Origin of the sequence: Mucilaginibacter sp. L196, from assembly GCF_009765905.1 — a bacterium.
Classification (GTDB): Bacteria; Bacteroidota; Bacteroidia; order Sphingobacteriales; family Sphingobacteriaceae; genus Mucilaginibacter.
The window spans coordinates 1-20,378 of the sequence record NZ_LMUO01000002.1 but is presented as its reverse complement, the minus strand read 5'-3'; the positions used below and the strand labels follow the sequence as shown (position 1 = coordinate 20,378).

The following is a 20,378-nucleotide window of genomic DNA, read 5'->3' as shown; positions in this document are numbered from 1 at the left end:
TTATTTTTGTTGGTCATTACTTTGAACGGTCCATCCATCTTCGTCAACATCATGTATTGGGTCTAACATTAATAAGTCCTGCATGTCTGCATAACGGTTAAAACGAGAAGGGACATATTCGCTTGGCAGGCTGTAAGTTGGGTCTGAGGTTGAAGTTGCTGTACTTTCTTGTTTGACAATCTCTTCATTTAGCAGTTCTTTTAAAATAGCGGAAAGCTCTGTTTCAATGGTGATAGCGTTTTCTGGAAACGTATCTGCCAATAATCGGATCACCTGATTCTGATCTTGAAATGGTAGGGCCTTTACCATGGATACAGCTAGTCCTTGAATGCTATAATAGAGTCCTGTATCTAAATTTGCAATAATATACTCACCATCAAATACATCAGCTGCGAGTCGTGGATTTAAAAAATACATAGGGATTGATTGAAAAATGATTGTAAATTTACAAAAAAGAAGCTTATTTTTTTAATGTTAAAATTGGGAGCAATTCTATAAATATTAGATAATTAGTGAGAGGCCAACCATAACGCACATAATTACAACTCCTAACAATTTGATATCAGCCCCTAGTCTGTCTTGCTCCCAGCCCAGTAAAGGCCTGTTTTAGAAATTTATAACAATTAAGTTTTATATTAAAACAGGATATGATATATTTGCCACCCCATCATGGGGGATTAGCTCAGCTGGCTAGAGCGCTTGCATGGCATGCAAGAGGTCATCGGTTCGACTCCGATATTCTCCACTTGATAAGCTCATATTGAGGTATTTAATACTTTCGGTATGAGCTTTTTTGTTGAAAATGCCCTCGAAATAGCATTAGGTTTTTAGAGAATTTTGAATCTTGGTTACGAAATGAAAAGAAACTGAAGGATACATCTATAAGTGTTAAGATCGGAAATATACAGAGAGTTGTCAATCTTGATATAGCTTACAAATTTTTTAAGCAAGAAAATTATCCCTTTGGTGTAAAGAAGTATTCGGTCAACAAACTACTATTCCGTTTGCTTTCCAAACATCCTTTCAAAATCTGCTTTACTTTTTACATAACTTAAATAGTGCCACACGTTATAGTGCAGCATCCAGATTCTAAATTGACCTTCGCTGCCGATGAACGAGCCTTTATCCTGCTGAGTTAAATCGTAGTATGGCGTATTGTTATGAGTGGTTGAGTGAAAATATAAAACGGGTATGGGTTTTTGCTTATCTCCATAAGTAGCGTCAGCCATTTCGTGCTTGTTAACAGTACCTGCTATATGTTCAACACTGTCAACGTTTAAATTTATATATGTTCTGAAATCCTCATCTAAATTACTTTTATTGAAAAAGTATAGTACGCTGAAATCCTTTTTATAATGCGAATCATAAAATACTACTTTGTGTTGAGTTACATATGTTTGGTCATTATCTGAAAATGGACCAGCGGTGCTTTTTACTTTAAAAGTACTTGTTGAATCTTTAAAATCTTTCATCACCAATTGCAAAGTATCGCAATCAGCAATATATCTAGCCGCATAAGTCTGGCCGTTATTCACACTGGTATCGGGGTTATCAACCTTATTCATAAAATATCTACCAATAAGCTTTCCGAATATCAAACCTAAGGCAAGCAAACTTACACCCGATATCAATAGCACCCTTTTCATAGTTGTTGTTTAATTGTCCTATTAATTTAACGGCCAGGAACTATAATAGTTTATCGCTTTGTATACCCCACCTACTTTTCCAAACACAAATTAAAATGAGGTTTCTTTTCCGTTATCCTGTGTGTATTGTTTTTGTAATTCAAATAATAAACTTCCTTACATTGCACAAAAGCTGTACCAGTCGCTGTAAATATGGGTGACTGTCAGGCTGTTTTCCGTAGGTTAAAGGACTAATTGAATCATTATCGTGGCTTGTTTAAACAATTTGGCAACAGCAACTGTTGTTTATTGATTAAAGTAGACCATATTCACTATGCTGAAATGAAAAACGAAGAACAGGCAATTGATCAAAGTTCAATAAGTGCTTTACTGATTATGGGTAACATATTTTTGGCTTTCATTTATCTTAGCTGTACTTATGTAGATGAAAATCATAAACTACTGAATTGGTTATTGCTACCCCTGGTATCAACTGTATTAATGGCTGGGTTTGTTTTTACGTACCGTGACAAAAAATACTGGCTGGCACGTATTGTTTTTGCGGTTTTCATCGTACTAAGCATCATTGGCTATTTGTTATATGCCATTACAAATGGCATGGCTTATGGATTTTCACACGGATGAAAAAGATAAATATTCTAAACTGGTTTTATATCATTACGCTTACTGCGCTGGTGATAATTACAACCATCAAAATTTATAACTTTCACGGTTCGTCCCGGTATTATTACAGCTCATCAGTAACTGCGCCTTATGCTTATCCTGTTTATGTTCAGGATATATATTTTATACTTGAAGGTGATGAACAGGGGCAAATAAACCATGAACAAGTAAATGGCCATGCCTATCATTGGGGTGACGCCGATGTTGACGGATCAACTACCCAGGAACGCTTGCCTAAGGCATTGGTGTTGAAATATGCTTCTTACCGGGAAAATGCCTTTTACAATGACACAATAGCATTGCCTTCAAAGGTTATAGCGGCTGTTTTTGAGCGCGCCGGACAAAGGAATATTTACAAAACATTATCGGCAGAATCTGGCAGAGATGTTCAAGGTTTGATGTTTCTGATCGGGATAGCTAACAAAGGCCAAATTGTTGTATGGCTACAGGGTAATAAGTTTGAACAAAAACTATTGACTTATAAACTTCATTCCTGGCAACCAAAAGAGGAAATGGACTACGATCATCAATTCTATTTTGCAGATACCTATATGAAAGCGTTTGATGAAAATCTTCCTGATTCCTGTAAAAAACTAATTGCCAGTGGGCTAGATAAAAACGCCAACTATGCAGATAGCTCCACTCGTTATTTGCAGTTTGGTAATTAGTAATGGTTATGATAGAATTATCGATAACATATAGTTATTGATAATCTTAAATAGTGATAAAAATTACATCAAATATTGATGGATCTTTGAGCTACAAAACAAATAGTTATGTATACTCAAAATCAACAATTAACTCATAAAGCCAGCGGACTGTTACTTAATGTAAATGAAGGCACCCGTAAAGCTGTATTTATAATTTGTATAGTCTTATGTCTTACGCCGTTTATCAGCCCTGCAATTGCTTTATTAATGGGGTTGGTAATTGCCCAATTCACGGGGCATCCATATTTACATCTAAATCATAGAGCCACTCACTTATTGTTGCAATTTTCGGTAGTTGGCCTTGGTTTCGGTATGAATGTACACACCGCTATGCAAGCGGGTAAAGAAGGGGTATTGTTTACAATAGCATCTATAACCGGAACGTTGGTATTTGGTTACCTGATGGGAAAATGGTTAAATATCGAAAAGAAAACTTCTTACCTTATTTCTGCAGGTACAGCTATTTGTGGCGGTAGTGCCATAGCGGCAATCTCGCCGGTAATTAAGGCTGAAGAAAAGCAGATCTCAGTGGCATTGGGTTGCGTGTTTATCCTTAATTCTGTTGCCTTGTTTATTTTCCCTATAATCGGGCATCATTTTAACCTTTCTCAAACCCAATTTGGGTTATGGTGCGCAATTGCTATACATGATACCAGCTCGGTAGTAGGCGCTGCCAGCAAGTATGGTACACATGCCTTAGAGGTTGCAACAACCGTAAAGCTTGCACGTGCATTATGGATTGTGCCGGTATCATTCATGTCAACATTTATTTTTAAGAACAAATCAAAGAAGATCAGCATACCATACTTTATAGGCTTGTTTATTTTAGCCATGGTAGCTAATACTTATTTACCAGTTGTTAAAATGATTAGTCCGTACATGGTTACCATCGCAAAAATGGGTTTAACATTAACCTTGTTTTTGATAGGTGCAGGCTTGTCACGTAAAATATTGGTATCGGTAGGGTTTAAGCCCTTGTTGCAGGGAGTTGCTTTGTGGGCTGCAATATCTATAACTGCTTTGTATGCGGTTATGCATCTGGCATAATATTTTGAGTATGATCCCGGTAAAAACTACCGGGATTATGCTCTTATCATATCAATATGTGGGATGCCGTCTTCATCATAAATCTCCCCAACTTCTTTAAACCCTAACGAACTATAAAACTTCAGCAGATAAGCTTGCGCTCCTATTTGTATGGGGCCTTCGCCAAAAAATTGATGGCATTGTTCAATTGCAGTGTTCATTAATATCCTGCCGGCTCCTGTGCCACGTGCCTTTGGGCTGGTAATTACCCTGCCAATAGACATTTGAGGAAACGATAATCCCGGAGGTACCAATCTCGCATAGGCCATCAGCCCATCATCCTTTAAAAGCATTAAATGGTAGCATTTGGGGTCTTTGTTGTCGGCATCCTGGTAAGGGCAACTCTGTTCAACAACAAACACTTCGTTGCGCAGCCTTAAAATCTTATAAAGTTCAGTCGGCGATAATTCTTCAAATGATTTTACGAGAGTAATAAATTCCATAACTATATTCTTGCTGTGAATATAAAATATCGGGATGATAAAAACGTGCAACAATAATAATTATTAAGATATTTGGATTTATATAAGTACTTATATAAATTGCATCATGAATTTATATCAAAACCTGGGTTACTTAGTGTTAGGTAGTAGATTGAGGCGTTTGAGCGAGGCATTTCTATCTGAAATTAATCGTGCCTATCAAAATAAGGGCATTGATTTTGATGCGAGTTGGTTCCCGGTATTTTATTTGTTGTCGAAAAATGAATCGCTTTCTATTAAAGAATTAAGCGAGCAGATTGAGGTGTCGCATCCGGCTGCAAGTCAACTAATAACCGGATTGAAGAATAAGAAACTGGTAACCAGCGCCGCTTGCGCGGTGGACGGCCGGAAACAATTAGTACAGTTAACCGATAGCGGTAAACAATTACTTGTACAAATAATGCCGGTTTGGGAAGCGGTAACCGCGGCGATGGAACAATTGGTTGCAAGCGAACCCGGTTGCAGCGAACTGTTATCATCTATAACCGCGCTCGAAAATACTTTTAAGCGCACCAATCTTGCGGGATTGATCACGGATAAATTAAAAAACGGAATGCAATGAGCAGCAAATTTAATTACGGAACCGATCATTTAACCATCGGCATTTGCCTGGATATTGCAGTCGGAAAAACCAAAGGTATTATTGGCGATGAAGCTGCCGCCCGCGTACAAGCGTCATACCAAGAAGTAAAAAAAATAGTACACGCGCAGTTGCCTGTTTATGGCATCAACACCGGTTTCGGGCCGCTTTGCGATACCCATATTAACGAGGAAGATACCAGCACCCTGCAAAGCAACCTGCTGAAAAGTCACAGCGTGGGTATTGGCAAGCCCATCCCGCAGGAGATTGCTAAACTGATGCTGATTAGTAAAGTACATGCCCTGGCACAAGGCTATTCGGGTATTAATCCGGCAACGTTGGATAGGATCATCTGGCATATAGATCATGATGTTATCCCGGTAGTACCTGAAAAGGGGTCAGTTGGGGCATCAGGTGATTTAGCGCCACTATCACACTTGTTTTTGCCATTAATTGGTTTGGGCGAGGTATTTGTAAAGGGTGAAAAATCCCCGGCAGGGAAAGTATTAAAAGATCATAATTTAGAACTGCTGATATTAGGTCCTAAAGAAGGTTTGGCGCTGATAAACGGAACGCAATTTATTCTTGCATTCGCTATAAAAGCGGTGCAGCGGTTGAATGATGCTTTGAATTTAGCTGATCTGATAGGCGCTATGTCGTTAGAAGGTTTAATGGGATCAGCCCGGCCTTTTGATGCGAGGATACATGCCATCCGACCTTTTAAAGGGACTAAATTAGTTGCCGCTCGTTTGTTTACTTTATTGAGTGAGTCCGAGATATGTAATTCGCATGTGAACTGCGATAGGGTACAGGATCCTTACTCATTACGCTGCATGCCGCAGGTGCATGGTGCATCCCGCAATGCGTGGCTGCATTTAAAAGAGCTGACAGAGATAGAACTTAATTCCGTAACCGATAACCCAATAATTTTTGATGCGAATGATACCATCAGCGGTGGTAATTTTCATGGGCAGCCATTGGCATTGCCGTTGGATTATGCTACCATCGCAGCAGCCGAACTTGGTAATATTGCTGATCGCCGTTGTTATTTGATGAGTGAAGGTAGATATGGCTTGCCAAAAGTATTAACCAATGACCCCGGACTAAATTCGGGATTGATGATACCACAATATACTACCGCGGCTTTGGTTACCGAAAATAAAACACTTTGTTTCCCTGCAAGTGCTGATAGTGTACCGACTTCATTGGGACAGGAAGATCATGTTTCTATGGGTTCAATCAGTGGGCGGAAGCTACACCAGGTGATAGATAATTTAGAATATATACAAGCTATTGAATTGCTCTATGCCACGCAGGCAATGGATTTCAGGCGGCCATTAAAATCAACGCCGGTTATTGAAGCTTGCCACAGTTATATCCGCCAATATGTACCTTTTATTCATGAAGACCGCATTTTTGCTACAGATATTAACCAGATACACCAGCTAATTACTAACGGGTCATTACAGGCATTAGCCAATGATACCGCATTAAACAATAATATTAATCTCAATCATGATGACGAGTTCGGAATTTATTGAAAAATACGCGAAGCACCCGGTTTACAAAGCGCCGCGCGGAATGCAATTGCATGCCAAAAGCTGGCAAACCGAAGCACCATTGCGTATGTTGCTAAACAATCTTGACGGACAGGTTGCCGAAAATCCCGATGAATTGGTGGTTTACGGTGGCATTGGCCAGGCTGCCCGCAACCCGGAAGCCTTGCGTAAGATTATTGAGTTATTGTTAGAGTTGGATGAAGAGCATTCACTATTAGTGCAGTCGGGTAAACCAGTGGGGATTATCCGCAGCCACCCGCAAGCGCCAAGGGTGTTGATCGCTAATAGTAACCTCGTGCCCGCTTGGGCAACATGGGAGCATTTTAATGAATTGCGAGCAAAAGGATTGATGATGTACGGGCAAATGACGGCCGGTAGCTGGATTTACATCGGTACACAAGGTATTTTGCAAGGCACTTACGAAACATTTGTTGAGTGCGGCCGTCAGCATTTTAATAATGATTTGACGGGTAAGCTGATCGTAAGCGCAGGTATCGGCGGCATGGGTGGCGCACAGCCATTAGCGGCTACTATGGCGGGTGGTGTATTTTTAGGTGCCGATATTGATGCGACACGTATACAAAAACGGGTTGACACGCAATACATCGATAAAATAACACATAGTTATGATGAAGCCATCGCCTGGGTAAAAGATGCGATGAAAAAAGGTGAAACTTTATCGGTTGGTTTAGTAAGCGATGCAGGTGATATGCTGGAAAGGTTATTGAAAGATAATTTCATCCCTGATATATTAACCGACCAAACTTCGGCACATGATCCTTTGAATGGTTATATACCAAATGGTTTGTCGTTAACCGAAGCAGCTGAATTGCGCAAAGACAATCCTGAAAAATATAAAGAACTATCCCTAAAAAGCATGGCCCGCCACGTTGGTTTTATGCTGGATCTCAAGAAAAAAGGCGCTATCACTTTTGATTATGGTAATAACCTACGCGAATTTTCCAAGCAAGGCGGTGAGCAAAATGCATATGATTTCCCGGGATTTACTCCGGCATATATTCGTCCATTATTTTGTGAGGGTAAGGGGCCGTTCAGGTGGGTAGCATTATCCGGTGATCCGGAGGATATTTATGTTACAGATAGGGCTCTGATGGAAGCTTTCCCCGAAAATAAGCCATTGATAAACTGGCTGGAAAAAGCACAGCAAAAAATATCGTTCCAGGGATTACCGGCGAGGATTTGCTGGTTAGGTATGGGCGAACGTGAAAAGGCCGGCTTGATATTTAACGAACTGGTAGCAAGCGGCAAAGTAAAAGGGCCGATTGTAATTGGTCGTGATCATTTGGATTGCGGATCAGTAGCATCGCCAAACAGGGAAACAGAATCCATGAAAGATGGTTCGGATGCAGTATCGGATTGGCCATTATTAAACCTAATGTCGAACACGGCTGGCGGTGCAACCTGGGTTTCGTTCCATCATGGCGGCGGCGTGGGTATGGGCTATTCGCAGCATGCAGGCATGGTTGTTCTGGCTGATGGTACCGAGCGTGCAGCAGCTTGTCTGAAACGTGTATTGCATAATGACCCCGCAATGGGTATCTTCCGTCATGCTGATGCTGGGTATGAAAAGGCTGAGGAATGGGCGGGTAGATTTGAATTGAAGGTGTGGTAAAATTTAGTCGGAAAGTCCGGAAGTCAGAAAGTCTGAAAGTGAAAAATATGCACGTCATTGCGAGGAACGAAGCAATCTCTACATAGGTAGATCGAATAAGCAATTCGCTCTGTAAAGTTTAGAGATTGCTTCGTTCCTCGCAATGACAAAATAATAAGGAAATGAAAAAGCTAATCGGTCCGTTTACACAAATATTAACCCTTGCAGGTCTCGGCTTGAAGGGTGCTTTGAGCGATGATGATTTGCAAATCATCTCGCAAGGTGGTGTTTTGGTTGAAAACGGACTGATTTTAGCTGTTGATGATTTTGAAGCTTTACGAAAAGCAAATCCATCAACCACAATAGAAGAAATTACAGGCGATCATGTGCTGCTGCCTGGTTTTGTGGATTGCCATACGCACATTTGCTTTGCTGGCAGTCGGGCAAAGGATTACGCCATGCGGATACAGGGTAAGACTTATTTAGAGATTGCCAAAGCAGGTGGCGGTATTTGGGATTCGGTAACACAAACCCGTGCCGCTGATGAGGATTTGCTTGAAAGGTTATTATTACAAAGAATTGAGCGCCATTTAGCCGAAGGGGTAACCACCATCGAAATAAAAAGTGGTTATGGTTTGGAAACTGCGTCAGAATTGAAACAACTGCGGGCGATAGCAAAAGCATCAACCCAAACAAAAGCCAGTTTGGTTTCTACCTGCCTTGCGGCGCACATGGTGCCGAAGGATTTTAGTGGCGGACAATCAGAATACTTGAACTATGTTTTTCATGATCTGTTGCCTGTCATCAAAAATGAAAACCTGAGTAACCGGGTTGATATATTTATTGAAGAAAGTGCTTTTGATGCGAAAAATGCGCTAACCTATCTAAACCGTGCTAAGCAAATGGACTTTGATATTACCGTTCATGCCGATCAGTTTACCACGGGTGGCAGCGCGGTTGCGGTTAAATCGGGCGCGGTGTCGGCAGATCATTTGGAGGCGAGTAGGGATGTGGAGATAAAGTTATTGGCAAATTCTGATACAGTTGCGGTGGTTTTGCCGGGCGCTTCGTTAGGATTAGGCATGCAATATGCCCCTGCCCGTAAATTGCTGGATGCTGGGGCATGTTTGGCTATTGCCAGCGACTGGAACCCGGGTTCTGCACCAATGGGTGACCTGTTGATGCAGGCTGCCGTGATAAGTACCGCTGAAAAACTGAATACCGCTGAAGTTTTTGCGAGTTTAACTTTTCGCGCGGCAAAGGCTTTGCGATTAAACGATCGCGGTATATTAGCACCGGGAATGCGGGCGGATATGCAGGCCTATCCGACTAATGATTACAAGGAGATTTTATATCATCAAGGCAAACTTAAACCGCTTATTATATATTGATTTTTATGATTGCGTTGATTTTTGATTGTTTTATAAACTAATGACCAATGACTAAATTAATTGAATGCGTACCCAATTTTAGCGAAGGCGTAAACCTGGATATTATTAAACAGATTACTGATGTGGTGGAATCTGTTGAGGGTGTAAGGTTGCTAAATGTCGATCCCGGTAAAGCAACTAACCGAACGGTGGTAACATTTGTGGGCGAGCCTGAGCCGGTAATTCAGGCTGCATTTTTAGCCATTAAAAAAGCCGGGGAGTTGATCGACATGAGCAAGCACAAGGGTGAGCATCCACGAATGGGCGCTACAGATGTTTGTCCGCTGATACCGATTAGTAATATCAGTATGGAAGAAACCGCTGTTTATGCGCAGAAGCTGGCAAAGCGTGTCGGTGAAGAATTGAGTATCCCGGTTTACTTGTACGAGGGCGCACAGACTGATAAAAAACGTAGTAATTTATCGGTGATAAGAGCCGGGGAGTATGAAGGCTTTTTCAAGAAAATAAAATTACCGGAATGGAAACCTGATTTTGGTCCGGCGGAGTTTGATGCTAAACGTGGTGGTACGGTTATTGGCGCGAGGGACTTTTTGATCGCTTATAATGTCAATTTAAATACTACTTCGACCAGAAGAGCAAACTCAATAGCTTTTGATGTGCGTGAGGCCGGGCGTGTTTTGCGTGAAGGCGATCCGATTAATGGTAAGATTATTACTGATGAAAATGGTAAACCGAAATCGCTTCCTGGTTCATTAAAATTTGTGAAAGCTATTGGTTGGTATATCGAGGAATATGGCATCGCCCAGATTTCAATGAACTTAACTAATATCGAAGTTACACCGGTACATATTGCCTTTGATGAGGTTTGCACCAAAGCTGCCGAACGTGGCATGCGGGTAACAGGCAGCGAATTGGTTGGACTGATCCCTTTAAAAGCGATGCTGGATGCGGGTAAATATTTCCTACTGAAACAACAGCGTTCGGTAGGGGTGAGTGAGAAAGAATTGATCAAGATCGCCATCAAATCAATGGGTTTGGATGAGTTGGGGCCATTTATTCCTGAAGAGCGCATTATTGAATATTTATTGAAAGATAAATCAGCCAGTAAACTGATCAGTATGACGCTGACTGATTTTGCTGATGAAACGGCAAGCGAAAGTCCGGCACCAGGTGGTGGCTCTATATCTGCTTATGCGGGTGTGTTAGGAGCATCATTGGCTACGATGGTAGCTAATCTATCATCACATAAAAAGGGTTGGGATGATCGTTGGGAAGAGTTTAGCGATTGGGCAGAGAAGGGGCAGTATTATAAAAATGAGCTGTTAAAATTAGTTGATTTGGATACTGTTGCTTTTAATAAAATAATGGAAGGGTTTAGTCTGCCAAAATCAACTGAAGAAGAAAAAGCGGCCCGGGATAAGGCCATACAGGACGCCACTAAATATGCTATTGAAATACCATTTAAAGTAATGCAAATGGCTCAAGGCAGTTTGGAAGTGATTAAAGCAATGGCTGAGATCGGCAATCCGAATTCAGTAACTGATGCAGGGGTAGCGGCATTATGTGCCCGTACGGCCGTGTTAGGTGCATTTATGAATGTGAAAATAAATGCTTCGGGATATAAGGATAAAGCCTATACTACTGATATTATTAAACAGGGTGAAGAGTTGGAAAGACAGGCAATTGCTATAGAAACAGAAGTAATCGCATTAGTTAATAATAGGATAGCTATATAGCTATCCTATTATTAACTAATCTTCATGGTGTTTCGCCAAACACATTTTGAATAATATCTGCTGACTGCTCTTTAAAGCGATTAGTCTTGATTAAATTTCTAAGGTCATCTGTTGCACCACTAATGTGCATATCATATCGTTTTTGCTTACAAAGATTATAATAATAGGTATAGCGCTCTTTGGCTTTCTCAAAATCTCCCTTACAAAGCGTGGCCAGTGCAATATTATACATGGCGTAAGATGCACTAGGTTCAATACTTAATAGTTTATAAGAATATTTGATGCACGCGTCATAATTACCCACGCAATAGTATTCCCAACCAAGGTTGCCTATCGCAAAGTTATAAGTACTGTCAATTACAAGAGCTTTTTTTAATAACTCTATACACTCTTTATGTTTTCCTTGTTTACTGTAGATAAGGTCTATGTCAGTATAAGCATACTTATAAGTAGAATCAATGCGTAATGCTTGTTTGTAATGGGTTAAGGCACTTATATATTCATTTTTTCTATAATAACAATATCCAAGCCTGATTTCCGGGTATACCCGGTTCTTATCTATACTTATTGCTTTTGTAAAGTCTTTAATTGATAAATTTAAAGAATCAATATCGCTATAGGCTGCCCCTCTATCTTCATAATAACCCTCATTTTCCGGGTTTAATTTAATCGCCCTGTTGAAAAGTCTAATTGCCGTTATTTTCGATATTTTATCTCTATTATCATTAAATATCTCTCCCTTTAAATCATATCCATCGGCATCATCAGGATATTTAATAATATGAATATTAATGTAATACAACGCACTATCGCGCATATATAATTCCTTGTAACAGCTTGAAAGTTTGTAAGCAGGATATCCGTACGATGGATTAGCTTTTAAAGCCCATATAAAACCTGCTATAGCTTCACGATATTTACCTGAATCTAAAAGCACATCTGAGCGATCATATGATGCTTCAAGATGTAATGGAAATAAATTTAGTACTTTATTGAAATAATCAATTGCCATATTTTTTTTATGAAGAAACTCATAATCTTTCCCCTTTAAATACCATGCATAAGTATATTCAGGATACATTTGAATAAGCTTAGTACACCAATTTAAAGATTCGGCATAATTACCATTGTCTAAATAATATTGGGCTTTAAACATATTGATAGTTAATAATTGCGGATCTATTTTTAGTAAAGCTGTTGCTATATCGTTAGCACGATCGTCTCCTGCCTTTTTATATGCCAATAATCTAACCCTAAGTATAAAAGCACTATTTGGGTTATTGATAAATTCATGATCTAGATCTTTTAAATTTGATTTGATTTTGTTTGTGAAGAATGGTTTAAAAAGCAATCTACCTTCATTCATTTCCGTGTTAGATAGCTTCCCACTATCCATTAACCGTATAAGTTCCATCATTTCAATATCTTCGTAGTTCAATAGATACAAGTATTTAGGATGAGAGAAATAAGGCTGGCACCCTAGTGCTATAATGTGAATTCCTTTATCCAAGCTATCATTACGTATCGCTTCTACGCCACGTAGATAAATGCTATGGTTGACCGAGGAGGTAAATGTGGCCTCTATTTGCTTTTTGTGCCATGTAGTATCAATATGGCTATTGGCTGAAGCTGAAATTATATGAAAGATAAGCAGAATAAGTATAAGATGTTTTAAGGATAAGGGCATGGCATAAATATAGAGTATAATGTATAATTCGCCATATTTTTTAAATAAAAAGGCCCACAATAATTGCGGGCCTTTATCACTTTAATAATGCTTAATATTAAAACTTAAACCTCACAAAAGCTTCCATAGCGGCATATTCAGCTAAACCAAGCTGGTCGTAGCAGCGGGCGGTTTCACGGTTACGGTCTTCGGCACGTACCCAGAATTCCCGTACATCATCCCCCGGGAAAACAGGGGTATCTTTTTGCGATTGGTGTTTGAATATGGCGGCGCGTTTGCGTAAAACCTCTTCGGGTGATAAAGGTACCGCCATCTCAATTTCGTAGGTGGCAAACTCGTGCCATGCACCGCGATACATCCATACCCAGCAATCTTTAACCCAATCTTCTGTTTTTTGCAGGCGCCTTAACGCTTCAATCACAATATTAAAACAAACCACGTGCGTGCCATGTGGATCGGCAAAATCACCGGCAACAAATACTTGCTGTGGTTTTACTTTTTGTAGCAGGTCGATTGTTAATTGTATATCCTCCTCGCCAACGGTGTTTTTTTTGGTTTTGCCGGTTTCATAAAAAGGTAGCGCCATAAAATGGATATGGTCATCCTTCAAGCCGGCATAACGCGCACCTGATATAGCTTCAGTTTTACGGATAAAGCCTTTTACATCGCGGATCTCCAGGGTATCAATCTGGTTGGGGTGTTTTTGGGCGATAAACGCACGCATATCATTGTAAAGATTCTTCAGGTGGGTATTGTCTTCGCCGATACTCGCGTTAAAATCAATAGCGAATTCCATATAGCGCAATACATCATCATCCCAAACAGCAGTATTGCCTGATGTTTGGTAGGCTACATGCACATCGTGCCCCTGGTCGACCAAACGGATGAAGGTACCGCCCATAGAGATGACATCATCATCCGGGTGCGGGGAGAAAATGATAGAACGTTTTTTTGCAGGTACGGCTCTTTCAGGGCGCTGACTGTCATCAGCATTAGGTTTGCCACCCGGCCAGCCGGTAATGGTATGCTGTACCTGGTTAAATATGTCGATATTGATGTTGTAAACCGGGCCTTGTTCAACAGCTAGCTGCGCCATGCCGTGGTTATTGTAATCTTCTTCAGTTAATTTCAGGATAGGTTTGTTAACGATACCGGCTAACCAGATTACCGCTTTCTTTTTCTGGGTATTATCCCATATCCAATCTTTTACCAGCCATGGGGTATCAAAACGGGTAAGTTCTGATGCGGCTGCTTCATCCAGCACAAAATCAACATGATCGGATAGTTGCAGATAAGTAGCAGGTACATCGCCAGAGATCTCGCCTTCAACAGCTTTTTTGATGATCGGGGCTTTTTTACCGCTCCAGGCCATCAGGATAATTTCCCTTGCCTTAAATATGGTACCGATACCCATGGTGATGGCTTTGGTGGGTACATTCTTTTTACCACCAAAATCGCGCGAGGCATCGCTGCGGGTAAGGTCATCCAGGGTGACTAAACGGGTGCCCGAGTTTGGTGCTGATCCCGGCTCGTTAAAACCGATGTGACCGGTACGGCCGATACCTAATATTTGCAGATCAAGACCACCCAGTTCGGTGATCTGTTTTTCATAGTTTAAACAGAATGCGGCTACCTCATCCTGTGGTAAAGTGCCATTGGGTATGTGTATGTTTTTCTTATCAATGTCAACATGATTGAAAAGGTTTTCATTCATGAAGGTCACATAGCTTTGTGCAGCGGTTGGCTGCATGGGGAAGTATTCATCCAGGTTAAAGGTGATCACATTAGCAAAGCTCAGGCCATCCTCTTTATGCATACGTACCAGCTCGGCATATACGTTAATGGGGGTTACACCGGTAGCTAAACCCAGTACCGCTTTTTCGCCCTTAGCGCTTTTTTTGCGGATCAGGTTTGCGATACGTTGCGCTACCGCCAGGGATGCTACCTTTTGGTTTGGATATACGGTTACAGGTAGTTTCTCATACCTGGTTTCTTCCAATAAATTTAAACGAGCCATGTTGTGAAATGTATTTTGGTATAAATATATAATTTAAATAAAAGTATAGTTAAAAAAAAATCCCCGCCTGAGCGGGGATTTCAATCAACCTAAATTAACCCTATTAACTTACGATACCGGATACCCTATGTTAATAATATGTTGTATAAAATATCCGCACTTTAATGCTGCTTTAACAGGTAGTTAGCTATTGTTGTAATAGTTGTATACCTGTTAACCCTTTTTGTTACAATGGATTTGGTAATAATTGCCTTATGCACTGTTGTATAAAGTAGCTATAACAAACTTAATTAAATAATTCTAAAACTCAAAGTACTTTTTAATATTTTTTAATAAGTTAAGATTGATGTTAGGATTATGTTAAAAAGAATCCCTATTAATGAGTTAAAAAAGTCCCCGCCTAAGCGGGGGACTTCAATCAACCTAAATTAACCCTATTGTTTTACATCCCACCATACACGAGAGGTAAGTAAATCACCTCCGGGTACAGATTTGCTGGCAGCATTGTAATTTGCTGTATTTGTTCCGGCTTCGCTGGTTGGGTAAGGAAAGCGACGTGGAATAGTACCATTTGTAGCATTACCCGGATAAACTACATAAGTTAAATTAGGATAGCCATTACCATTGGTGCCGGTAACTTCTGTTCTTCTCCAATTCGCCCATGATTCATAAAAATCAAGCATGGTATTTGTAAGAGCCCAGTATTGAGTATTAATCATATTTAAGCCGGTTGCTCCTGATACATAAGGGTGAGCGGTTAAATAAGTTTGCGCATCGCCTGCCGCAACCGCAACTGTAGGAGAATATTCACCAAGGTAAGTCATAGCAGCAGTTACGCCATTGTTATAATGTGTAGCAGCGCTTCCACCTAATCCAAAACGCTCAGCGGCATCAGCTAACAACAATTCCGACTCGCCATAAGTTAATACAAATGTTGGGCCTCCACGTGTTATTAATGCAGGATTTGGTGATGAATAATCAGGAAACGAGGTAAATGTTGGATTGGAATATATACTTGTAGCAGCTACATTACCAACATCTAACCCATTGGGTTCACCTTTAGCCACAGTGGGATCGGTGACAAATGCGGTATTTTGTACTTTTGAATTTGGATCAAGATACAATTGTGTAACAGCTATTTTCGACAGTCGTGGATCATTATTTGTTTTTAAGAAATTAATGAAAGTTTGCGACCATTTAATATAGTAATTTTCTTGTCCGCCATCGCCTAAAAGAACCTGGCTATTACGGTTATTCGTGTTTCTGCCACCAGATGCATCACCTAACAAAAAGGCATCGTCAGCATTACTTGTCATTGTGCCATTGGTGATAGCCATTTGTACATAAGTTTTCGCTGTCGCAGGATCAACTTTGCTTAAACGCATAGCTATTCTTAGCAATAAACTGTTGCCAAATTTTTTCCATTCAGCAACATTGCCCTTATAATATTGATCGCCTGTGGCTATATCTCCGCTAGCGTTTAATTGCGTAGTAGCATCACTTACTTCTTTTAATAAATCAGTATAGATAGCTTGTTGTTTATCATATACCGGGAAGTAATCTTTGTCATAATAGCCTAAACCAGCCTGAAAATATGGTACATCGCCATAAAGGTCGGTAATGCGTTCAAATATCAACGCTTTCATAATACGCGCTATCTGGTGAAGGTTTGCATATTGTGCTTTTCCGGTTGTTGATTGTACCACATCAACTATGTACCTAACCTGTTCCGGATAAGCACCATCACCACCACTTGGAAGCCCGCTCGGAGCACCCCAATACGCGGCCGTATACACCGGGTTATTAAGATATTTATCGCCAGCCCAGTAACTTGTAACTGTTGAGAACCCTTGCATCATTGTAGAACAATAGATGAGATTTGCCCGCCAGGTATCATAAGCTAAATCCGCACTGCCCGAATAACCTACCTGGGCACTTGTTAACAGGTAATTGGGGTTGTAAACACCCTGATTATATGTTGCCGGATTGGTGTTGATTTTATTATAATCTTTTCTGCAGCCTGCCACAACAAGCATCCCCGCGGCAATTAATGCACTATATTTATATATCTTTTTCATCTTTGTAAGATTAATTGTTGATAATTTTATTAAAATTTAACATTCAGGTTTAATCCATATGTTCTGCTTGAAGGTACTCCACCTAACTCAAGACCGGGTGCACTAGAAGTGTAACCTGATTCAGGATCGATGTTATCTGTTTTCTTCATTAAGTAAAATAGGTTACGACCTACTAAACTCACATTTATACCTTTTATAGTATTGTTGAATAGGTTTGCAGGGAATGTATAGCCTAGTAATACCTGGCGGAATTTTATGAAACTGGCGTTTTGCACAAACTCACTTGAAACATTATCTGCAAGAGTAGAGTAATAAGTTGAAGCTGTAGAACCGAGTTTATCACGATTAACCAATGTTGCTTTATCCAGGCCATCGTAGTAACCATAATAATCTGTCGCGGAAAATAATTTGCCACCGAATTTACCATCGATCAGGAATGAAAGCGTGAATTTTTTATAAGCAAATTCGTTATTCCAGCCGCCTGACCATTTGCCATAAGCAGATCCGAACGCCTTTTCAGTGCCTCTTATAGGAATGCCTGTAGTAGGATCGGTGATAATGTTACCTTTTGAATCACGGGCATAGTCAAATGCTACGATCTGATCAGCCGGAAGGCCAACTATATCTTGTATAAAACCGTTACCTGTACGGGATGTACCAACTGGGAGTATGGTTTGGCCTGCAGCTAATGCAACAACTTTATTGTTGTTAATTGAACCGTTTAAAGATGTTGTCCAATGAAAATTACTTGTTTTTAGAGGTGTACCTGATAATAATATTTCGACGCCTTTGTTTTGCAATTTACCAATGTTTAACACGGCGCCATTATAGCCGGATGTTATTGACGACGGAGCATTTACTATTTCATCTTTAGAATTTTTATCGTACCAGGCAGCATCCAAACTTAAACGATTATTAAAAAACGCAACTTCAGTACCGATTTCGAGCTCGGTAGCTAATGAAGCTACAAGATTACTATTTGGAATATATGTATTAGAAATAGTGCCTAAAGGGCTACCATTTGTACTACCATTAAAACCGTAAGCTAATTGTGTATTATAAGGGCCTGTTGCCTGGCCTACAGTTGCATAGCCTGCACGTAATTTACCTGAAGTTAACCAGTCTGCATGTAGAAATTCAGAAAATACAAATGATCCGTTTACTGACGGATAGAATTTATTCAATTTCGTATTGAATCCAGGAGTAGCAAGTGTTGAATACCAATCATTACGTGCAGTTCCTGTTAAATATAAAAAGCTTTTGTAATCTAATTCTAATGTACCGTACACGGCTTCAGTTTCAATATCTGATGGATTGTATTGTAATGGGTTAACGGTACTTAAGTTGGTTATTACATAATCATCAGGAATGATAAATGTGGCACCGCTATTTATAAATTGTTCAGATTTTTCTCTTCTATAGCTACCGCCAATATTTGGTGTAATTGTCAAATCTTTTAACTTGAAGGTTTTGCCAGCTAAAACATCAGCATTCACATCTGAAAAATTTGTAGATTGTTCTTGCATATTTCCATCCGGCAGGTAAGCTGTTCCATCGGGTGTAACTCCTGTGTAGCGGTCGTTATATCCGTCACGTGCAGCGCGGCCTTGTATAAAATAACCATCATCAAAGTTATAACGCAATGTAGCTGAAGCTAAGAAGCGCTGACGTTTGGTGTCATTTATGAAGTTGTATGCTGCAAAATAAGGGTTCGTGTCATACGGGTTACCGGTAGTATACGCGAATTCACTTCCATCAGGATTGGTAGCTCTTTTAAGGGTGGTTACATCCAAACTTGTTGGTAATAATTCCACGTTATAGCTGGAGTTACCCGGGCCGTCATTCAAAATCGGGCGATTATTTGCCTGTTCAAGAATGTAATTCGCCCTAATATCAGCGGTTAAATGTTTAGTTACATTGTAATTTGCCGAAAGGTCGAATGTTTGCCTTCCCAAACTTGAATTAGGTGTAATAGCATTATTATCCAGATCGCTCGCTGAAAAACGTACCGAACCGCCATCAAAGCTTTTATTAAAAGCTATGGTATTAGTTGCCGTTGTTCCAATGCGGAAAAATTGACTAAAGTTATCTTTTTGTGCAACGTATGGACGAGAAACGCCATCAAACTGTATAACCTGTGACCCATCAAGTTTTGCACCCCAGCTATCGTTGCCATACATCGCAGCATTAACTGCAGTTGTTGGTTTTGCACCTAATGAACCCTGTCCATATACATATTGCCAGTTTGTTGAATTAATGGCCTGTTCGGCAACAAAATTTGAGTTAAACTCAATGCTGTTACCACTACCGCTTTTGGTTGTGATTAAAATAACACCTGCTTTACCACGTGAGCCATATAAGGCAGAGGCAGCAGCGCCCTTTAATATTACCATAGATTCAATGTCATCAGGGTTTAGGTTTCCTATAGCATCTCCAAGATCGGGCTGGTTATCATATTGTTGGCCCATCGCAGTGTTAATTGTGTTTTCCATCGGTACGCCATTAACTACATATAATGGTTGGCTGGTTTGTGTTAAACTGGAAACACCACGTATAATAACACTTGTTGAAGCGCCAACACCACCCGGAGTTGGTGTTACATCCAAACCTGCTACTTTACCTTCAAGGCTGTTAGCAACGTTATCTTCGCGCGCTTGTGTAAGCTCACTTCCTTTTACCTCAGTAACAGAGTATCCAAGGGATCTGCGCTCTTTTTTGATACCTAAGGCTGTAACTACAACTTCGCTTAGTTGTTTTGAATCTTCATCCAATTCAACAAGGAGTTCAGCAGAGGAAAGTACGGTTGCTTCTTTTTTAAGATAACCAATATATGTAAATACTAATACATCATTGATGTTGGCGGTAATAGCGAATCTGCCATTCGCATCTGTTTGTACACCTGTACTAGTGCCTTTAATAGTAACAGAAACGCCAATTAATGGCTGGCCAGTTGCATCGCGTACAAAACCTTTTAATGTGAAGCTTTCCTGATGGGTAAGCTTTTGGCCACCGGTAAACCGTGCGCTTGCAGCGGTTGCGGTGGGTCTAGTGTTGCTAAAGTTGATATGGTGGTAATTAGCCGCCAAAGCGAAGCAAGGCACTAGTAAGAATAGTGGTAATATTTTTTTCAT

The 20,378-nt window shown here is 40.2% G+C and carries 16 protein-coding genes and 1 tRNA gene; 10 read left to right on the top strand and 7 right to left on the bottom strand.

Annotation, left to right across the window (positions count from 1 at the left end):
• Nucleotides 1–417 carry a hypothetical protein gene (locus GSQ74_RS00090; protein ID WP_158988796.1) on the bottom strand — a complete coding sequence of 139 codons (417 nt, stop codon included), beginning with the start codon at nt 415–417 and terminating at the stop codon, nt 1–3.
• 254 nt (nt 418–671) lie between these two features.
• Between GSQ74_RS00090 and GSQ74_RS00085 the strand changes: the two genes are divergently transcribed.
• Nucleotides 672–745 (top strand) — tRNA-Ala (locus GSQ74_RS00085).
• A 73-nt stretch (nt 746–818) separates the two neighbouring features.
• Nucleotides 819–1,055, top strand: coding sequence for a phage integrase SAM-like domain-containing protein (locus tag GSQ74_RS22950; RefSeq protein WP_158988818.1), 237 nt, complete (start codon nt 819–821; stop codon nt 1,053–1,055).
• On the opposite strand, the gene GSQ74_RS00075 is transcribed toward GSQ74_RS22950, so the two are convergent.
• Nucleotides 996–1,646: a hypothetical protein gene (locus GSQ74_RS00075; protein WP_158988794.1), complete on the bottom strand. Its 651-nt coding sequence runs from the start codon at nt 1,644–1,646 to the stop codon at nt 996–998. The genes GSQ74_RS22950 and GSQ74_RS00075 overlap by 60 nt on opposite strands.
• Nucleotides 1,647–1,967: 321 nt before the next feature.
• Between GSQ74_RS00075 and GSQ74_RS00070 the strand changes: the two genes are divergently transcribed.
• The 3 genes from GSQ74_RS00070 (at nt 1,968) to GSQ74_RS00060 (ending at nt 4,066) form a co-directional block, all read left to right on the top strand.
• Nucleotides 1,968–2,270, top strand: a complete 303-nt coding sequence (locus tag GSQ74_RS00070) for a hypothetical protein (RefSeq protein WP_216846642.1) — start codon at nt 1,968–1,970, stop codon at nt 2,268–2,270.
• Nucleotides 2,267–2,977, top strand: coding sequence for a DUF2931 family protein (locus GSQ74_RS00065; RefSeq protein ID WP_158988790.1), 711 nt, complete (start codon nt 2,267–2,269; stop codon nt 2,975–2,977). Before GSQ74_RS00070 ends, GSQ74_RS00065 begins: the two co-directional genes overlap by 4 nt.
• A gap of 108 nt (nt 2,978–3,085) precedes the next feature.
• Nucleotides 3,086–4,066, top strand: coding sequence for a YeiH family protein (locus GSQ74_RS00060; protein WP_158988788.1), 981 nt, complete (start codon nt 3,086–3,088; stop codon nt 4,064–4,066).
• Between the two features lie 35 nt (nt 4,067–4,101).
• Here the strand turns inward: GSQ74_RS00060 and GSQ74_RS00055 are convergent, their stop codons facing one another.
• Nucleotides 4,102–4,548, bottom strand: a complete 447-nt coding sequence (locus GSQ74_RS00055; RefSeq protein ID WP_158988786.1) for a GNAT family N-acetyltransferase — start codon at nt 4,546–4,548, stop codon at nt 4,102–4,104.
• Nucleotides 4,549–4,654: 106 nt separating this feature from the next.
• On the opposite strand from GSQ74_RS00055, the gene GSQ74_RS00050 reads away from it, so the two are divergent.
• The 5 genes from GSQ74_RS00050 (at nt 4,655) to ftcD (ending at nt 11,465) form a co-directional block, all read left to right on the top strand.
• Nucleotides 4,655–5,149, top strand: coding sequence for a MarR family winged helix-turn-helix transcriptional regulator (locus tag GSQ74_RS00050; RefSeq protein WP_158988784.1), 495 nt, complete (start codon nt 4,655–4,657; stop codon nt 5,147–5,149).
• Nucleotides 5,146–6,708, top strand: coding sequence for a histidine ammonia-lyase (gene hutH / locus GSQ74_RS00045; RefSeq protein WP_158988782.1), 1,563 nt, complete (start codon nt 5,146–5,148; stop codon nt 6,706–6,708). The genes GSQ74_RS00050 and hutH overlap by 4 nt, the downstream gene beginning before the upstream one ends.
• Entirely contained in the window at nt 6,683–8,359 is a 1,677-nt protein-coding gene (hutU, locus tag GSQ74_RS00040; protein ID WP_254060775.1) for a urocanate hydratase, read from the top strand. Before hutH ends, hutU begins: the two co-directional genes overlap by 26 nt.
• 161 nt (nt 8,360–8,520) lie before the next feature.
• Nucleotides 8,521–9,729 carry an imidazolonepropionase gene (hutI, locus tag GSQ74_RS00035; protein ID WP_158988780.1) on the top strand — a complete coding sequence of 403 codons (1,209 nt, stop codon included), beginning with the start codon at nt 8,521–8,523 and terminating at the stop codon, nt 9,727–9,729.
• Between the two features lie 47 nt (nt 9,730–9,776).
• Nucleotides 9,777–11,465 carry a glutamate formimidoyltransferase gene (gene ftcD, locus GSQ74_RS00030; protein ID WP_158988778.1) on the top strand — a complete coding sequence of 563 codons (1,689 nt, stop codon included), beginning with the start codon at nt 9,777–9,779 and terminating at the stop codon, nt 11,463–11,465.
• Nucleotides 11,466–11,487: 22 nt separating this feature from the next.
• Here ftcD and GSQ74_RS00025 read toward each other — a convergent pair whose 3' ends face one another.
• The 4 genes from GSQ74_RS00025 to GSQ74_RS00010 form a co-directional block, all read right to left on the bottom strand.
• A complete protein-coding gene (locus GSQ74_RS00025; RefSeq protein WP_158988776.1) occupies nt 11,488–13,152 on the bottom strand; it encodes a tetratricopeptide repeat protein in 1,665 nt (554 codons plus the stop codon).
• Between the two features lie 97 nt (nt 13,153–13,249).
• Nucleotides 13,250–15,169, bottom strand: a complete 1,920-nt coding sequence (gene nagB / locus GSQ74_RS00020; RefSeq protein WP_158988774.1) for a glucosamine-6-phosphate deaminase — start codon at nt 15,167–15,169, stop codon at nt 13,250–13,252.
• A 434-nt stretch (nt 15,170–15,603) separates the two neighbouring features.
• Nucleotides 15,604–17,247: a SusD/RagB family nutrient-binding outer membrane lipoprotein gene (locus tag GSQ74_RS00015; protein WP_158988772.1), complete on the bottom strand. Its 1,644-nt coding sequence runs from the start codon at nt 17,245–17,247 to the stop codon at nt 15,604–15,606.
• Between the two features lie 29 nt (nt 17,248–17,276).
• On the bottom strand, nt 17,277–20,378 hold a 3,102-nt coding region (locus tag GSQ74_RS00010; protein WP_158988770.1), incomplete at its 5' end, for a SusC/RagA family TonB-linked outer membrane protein.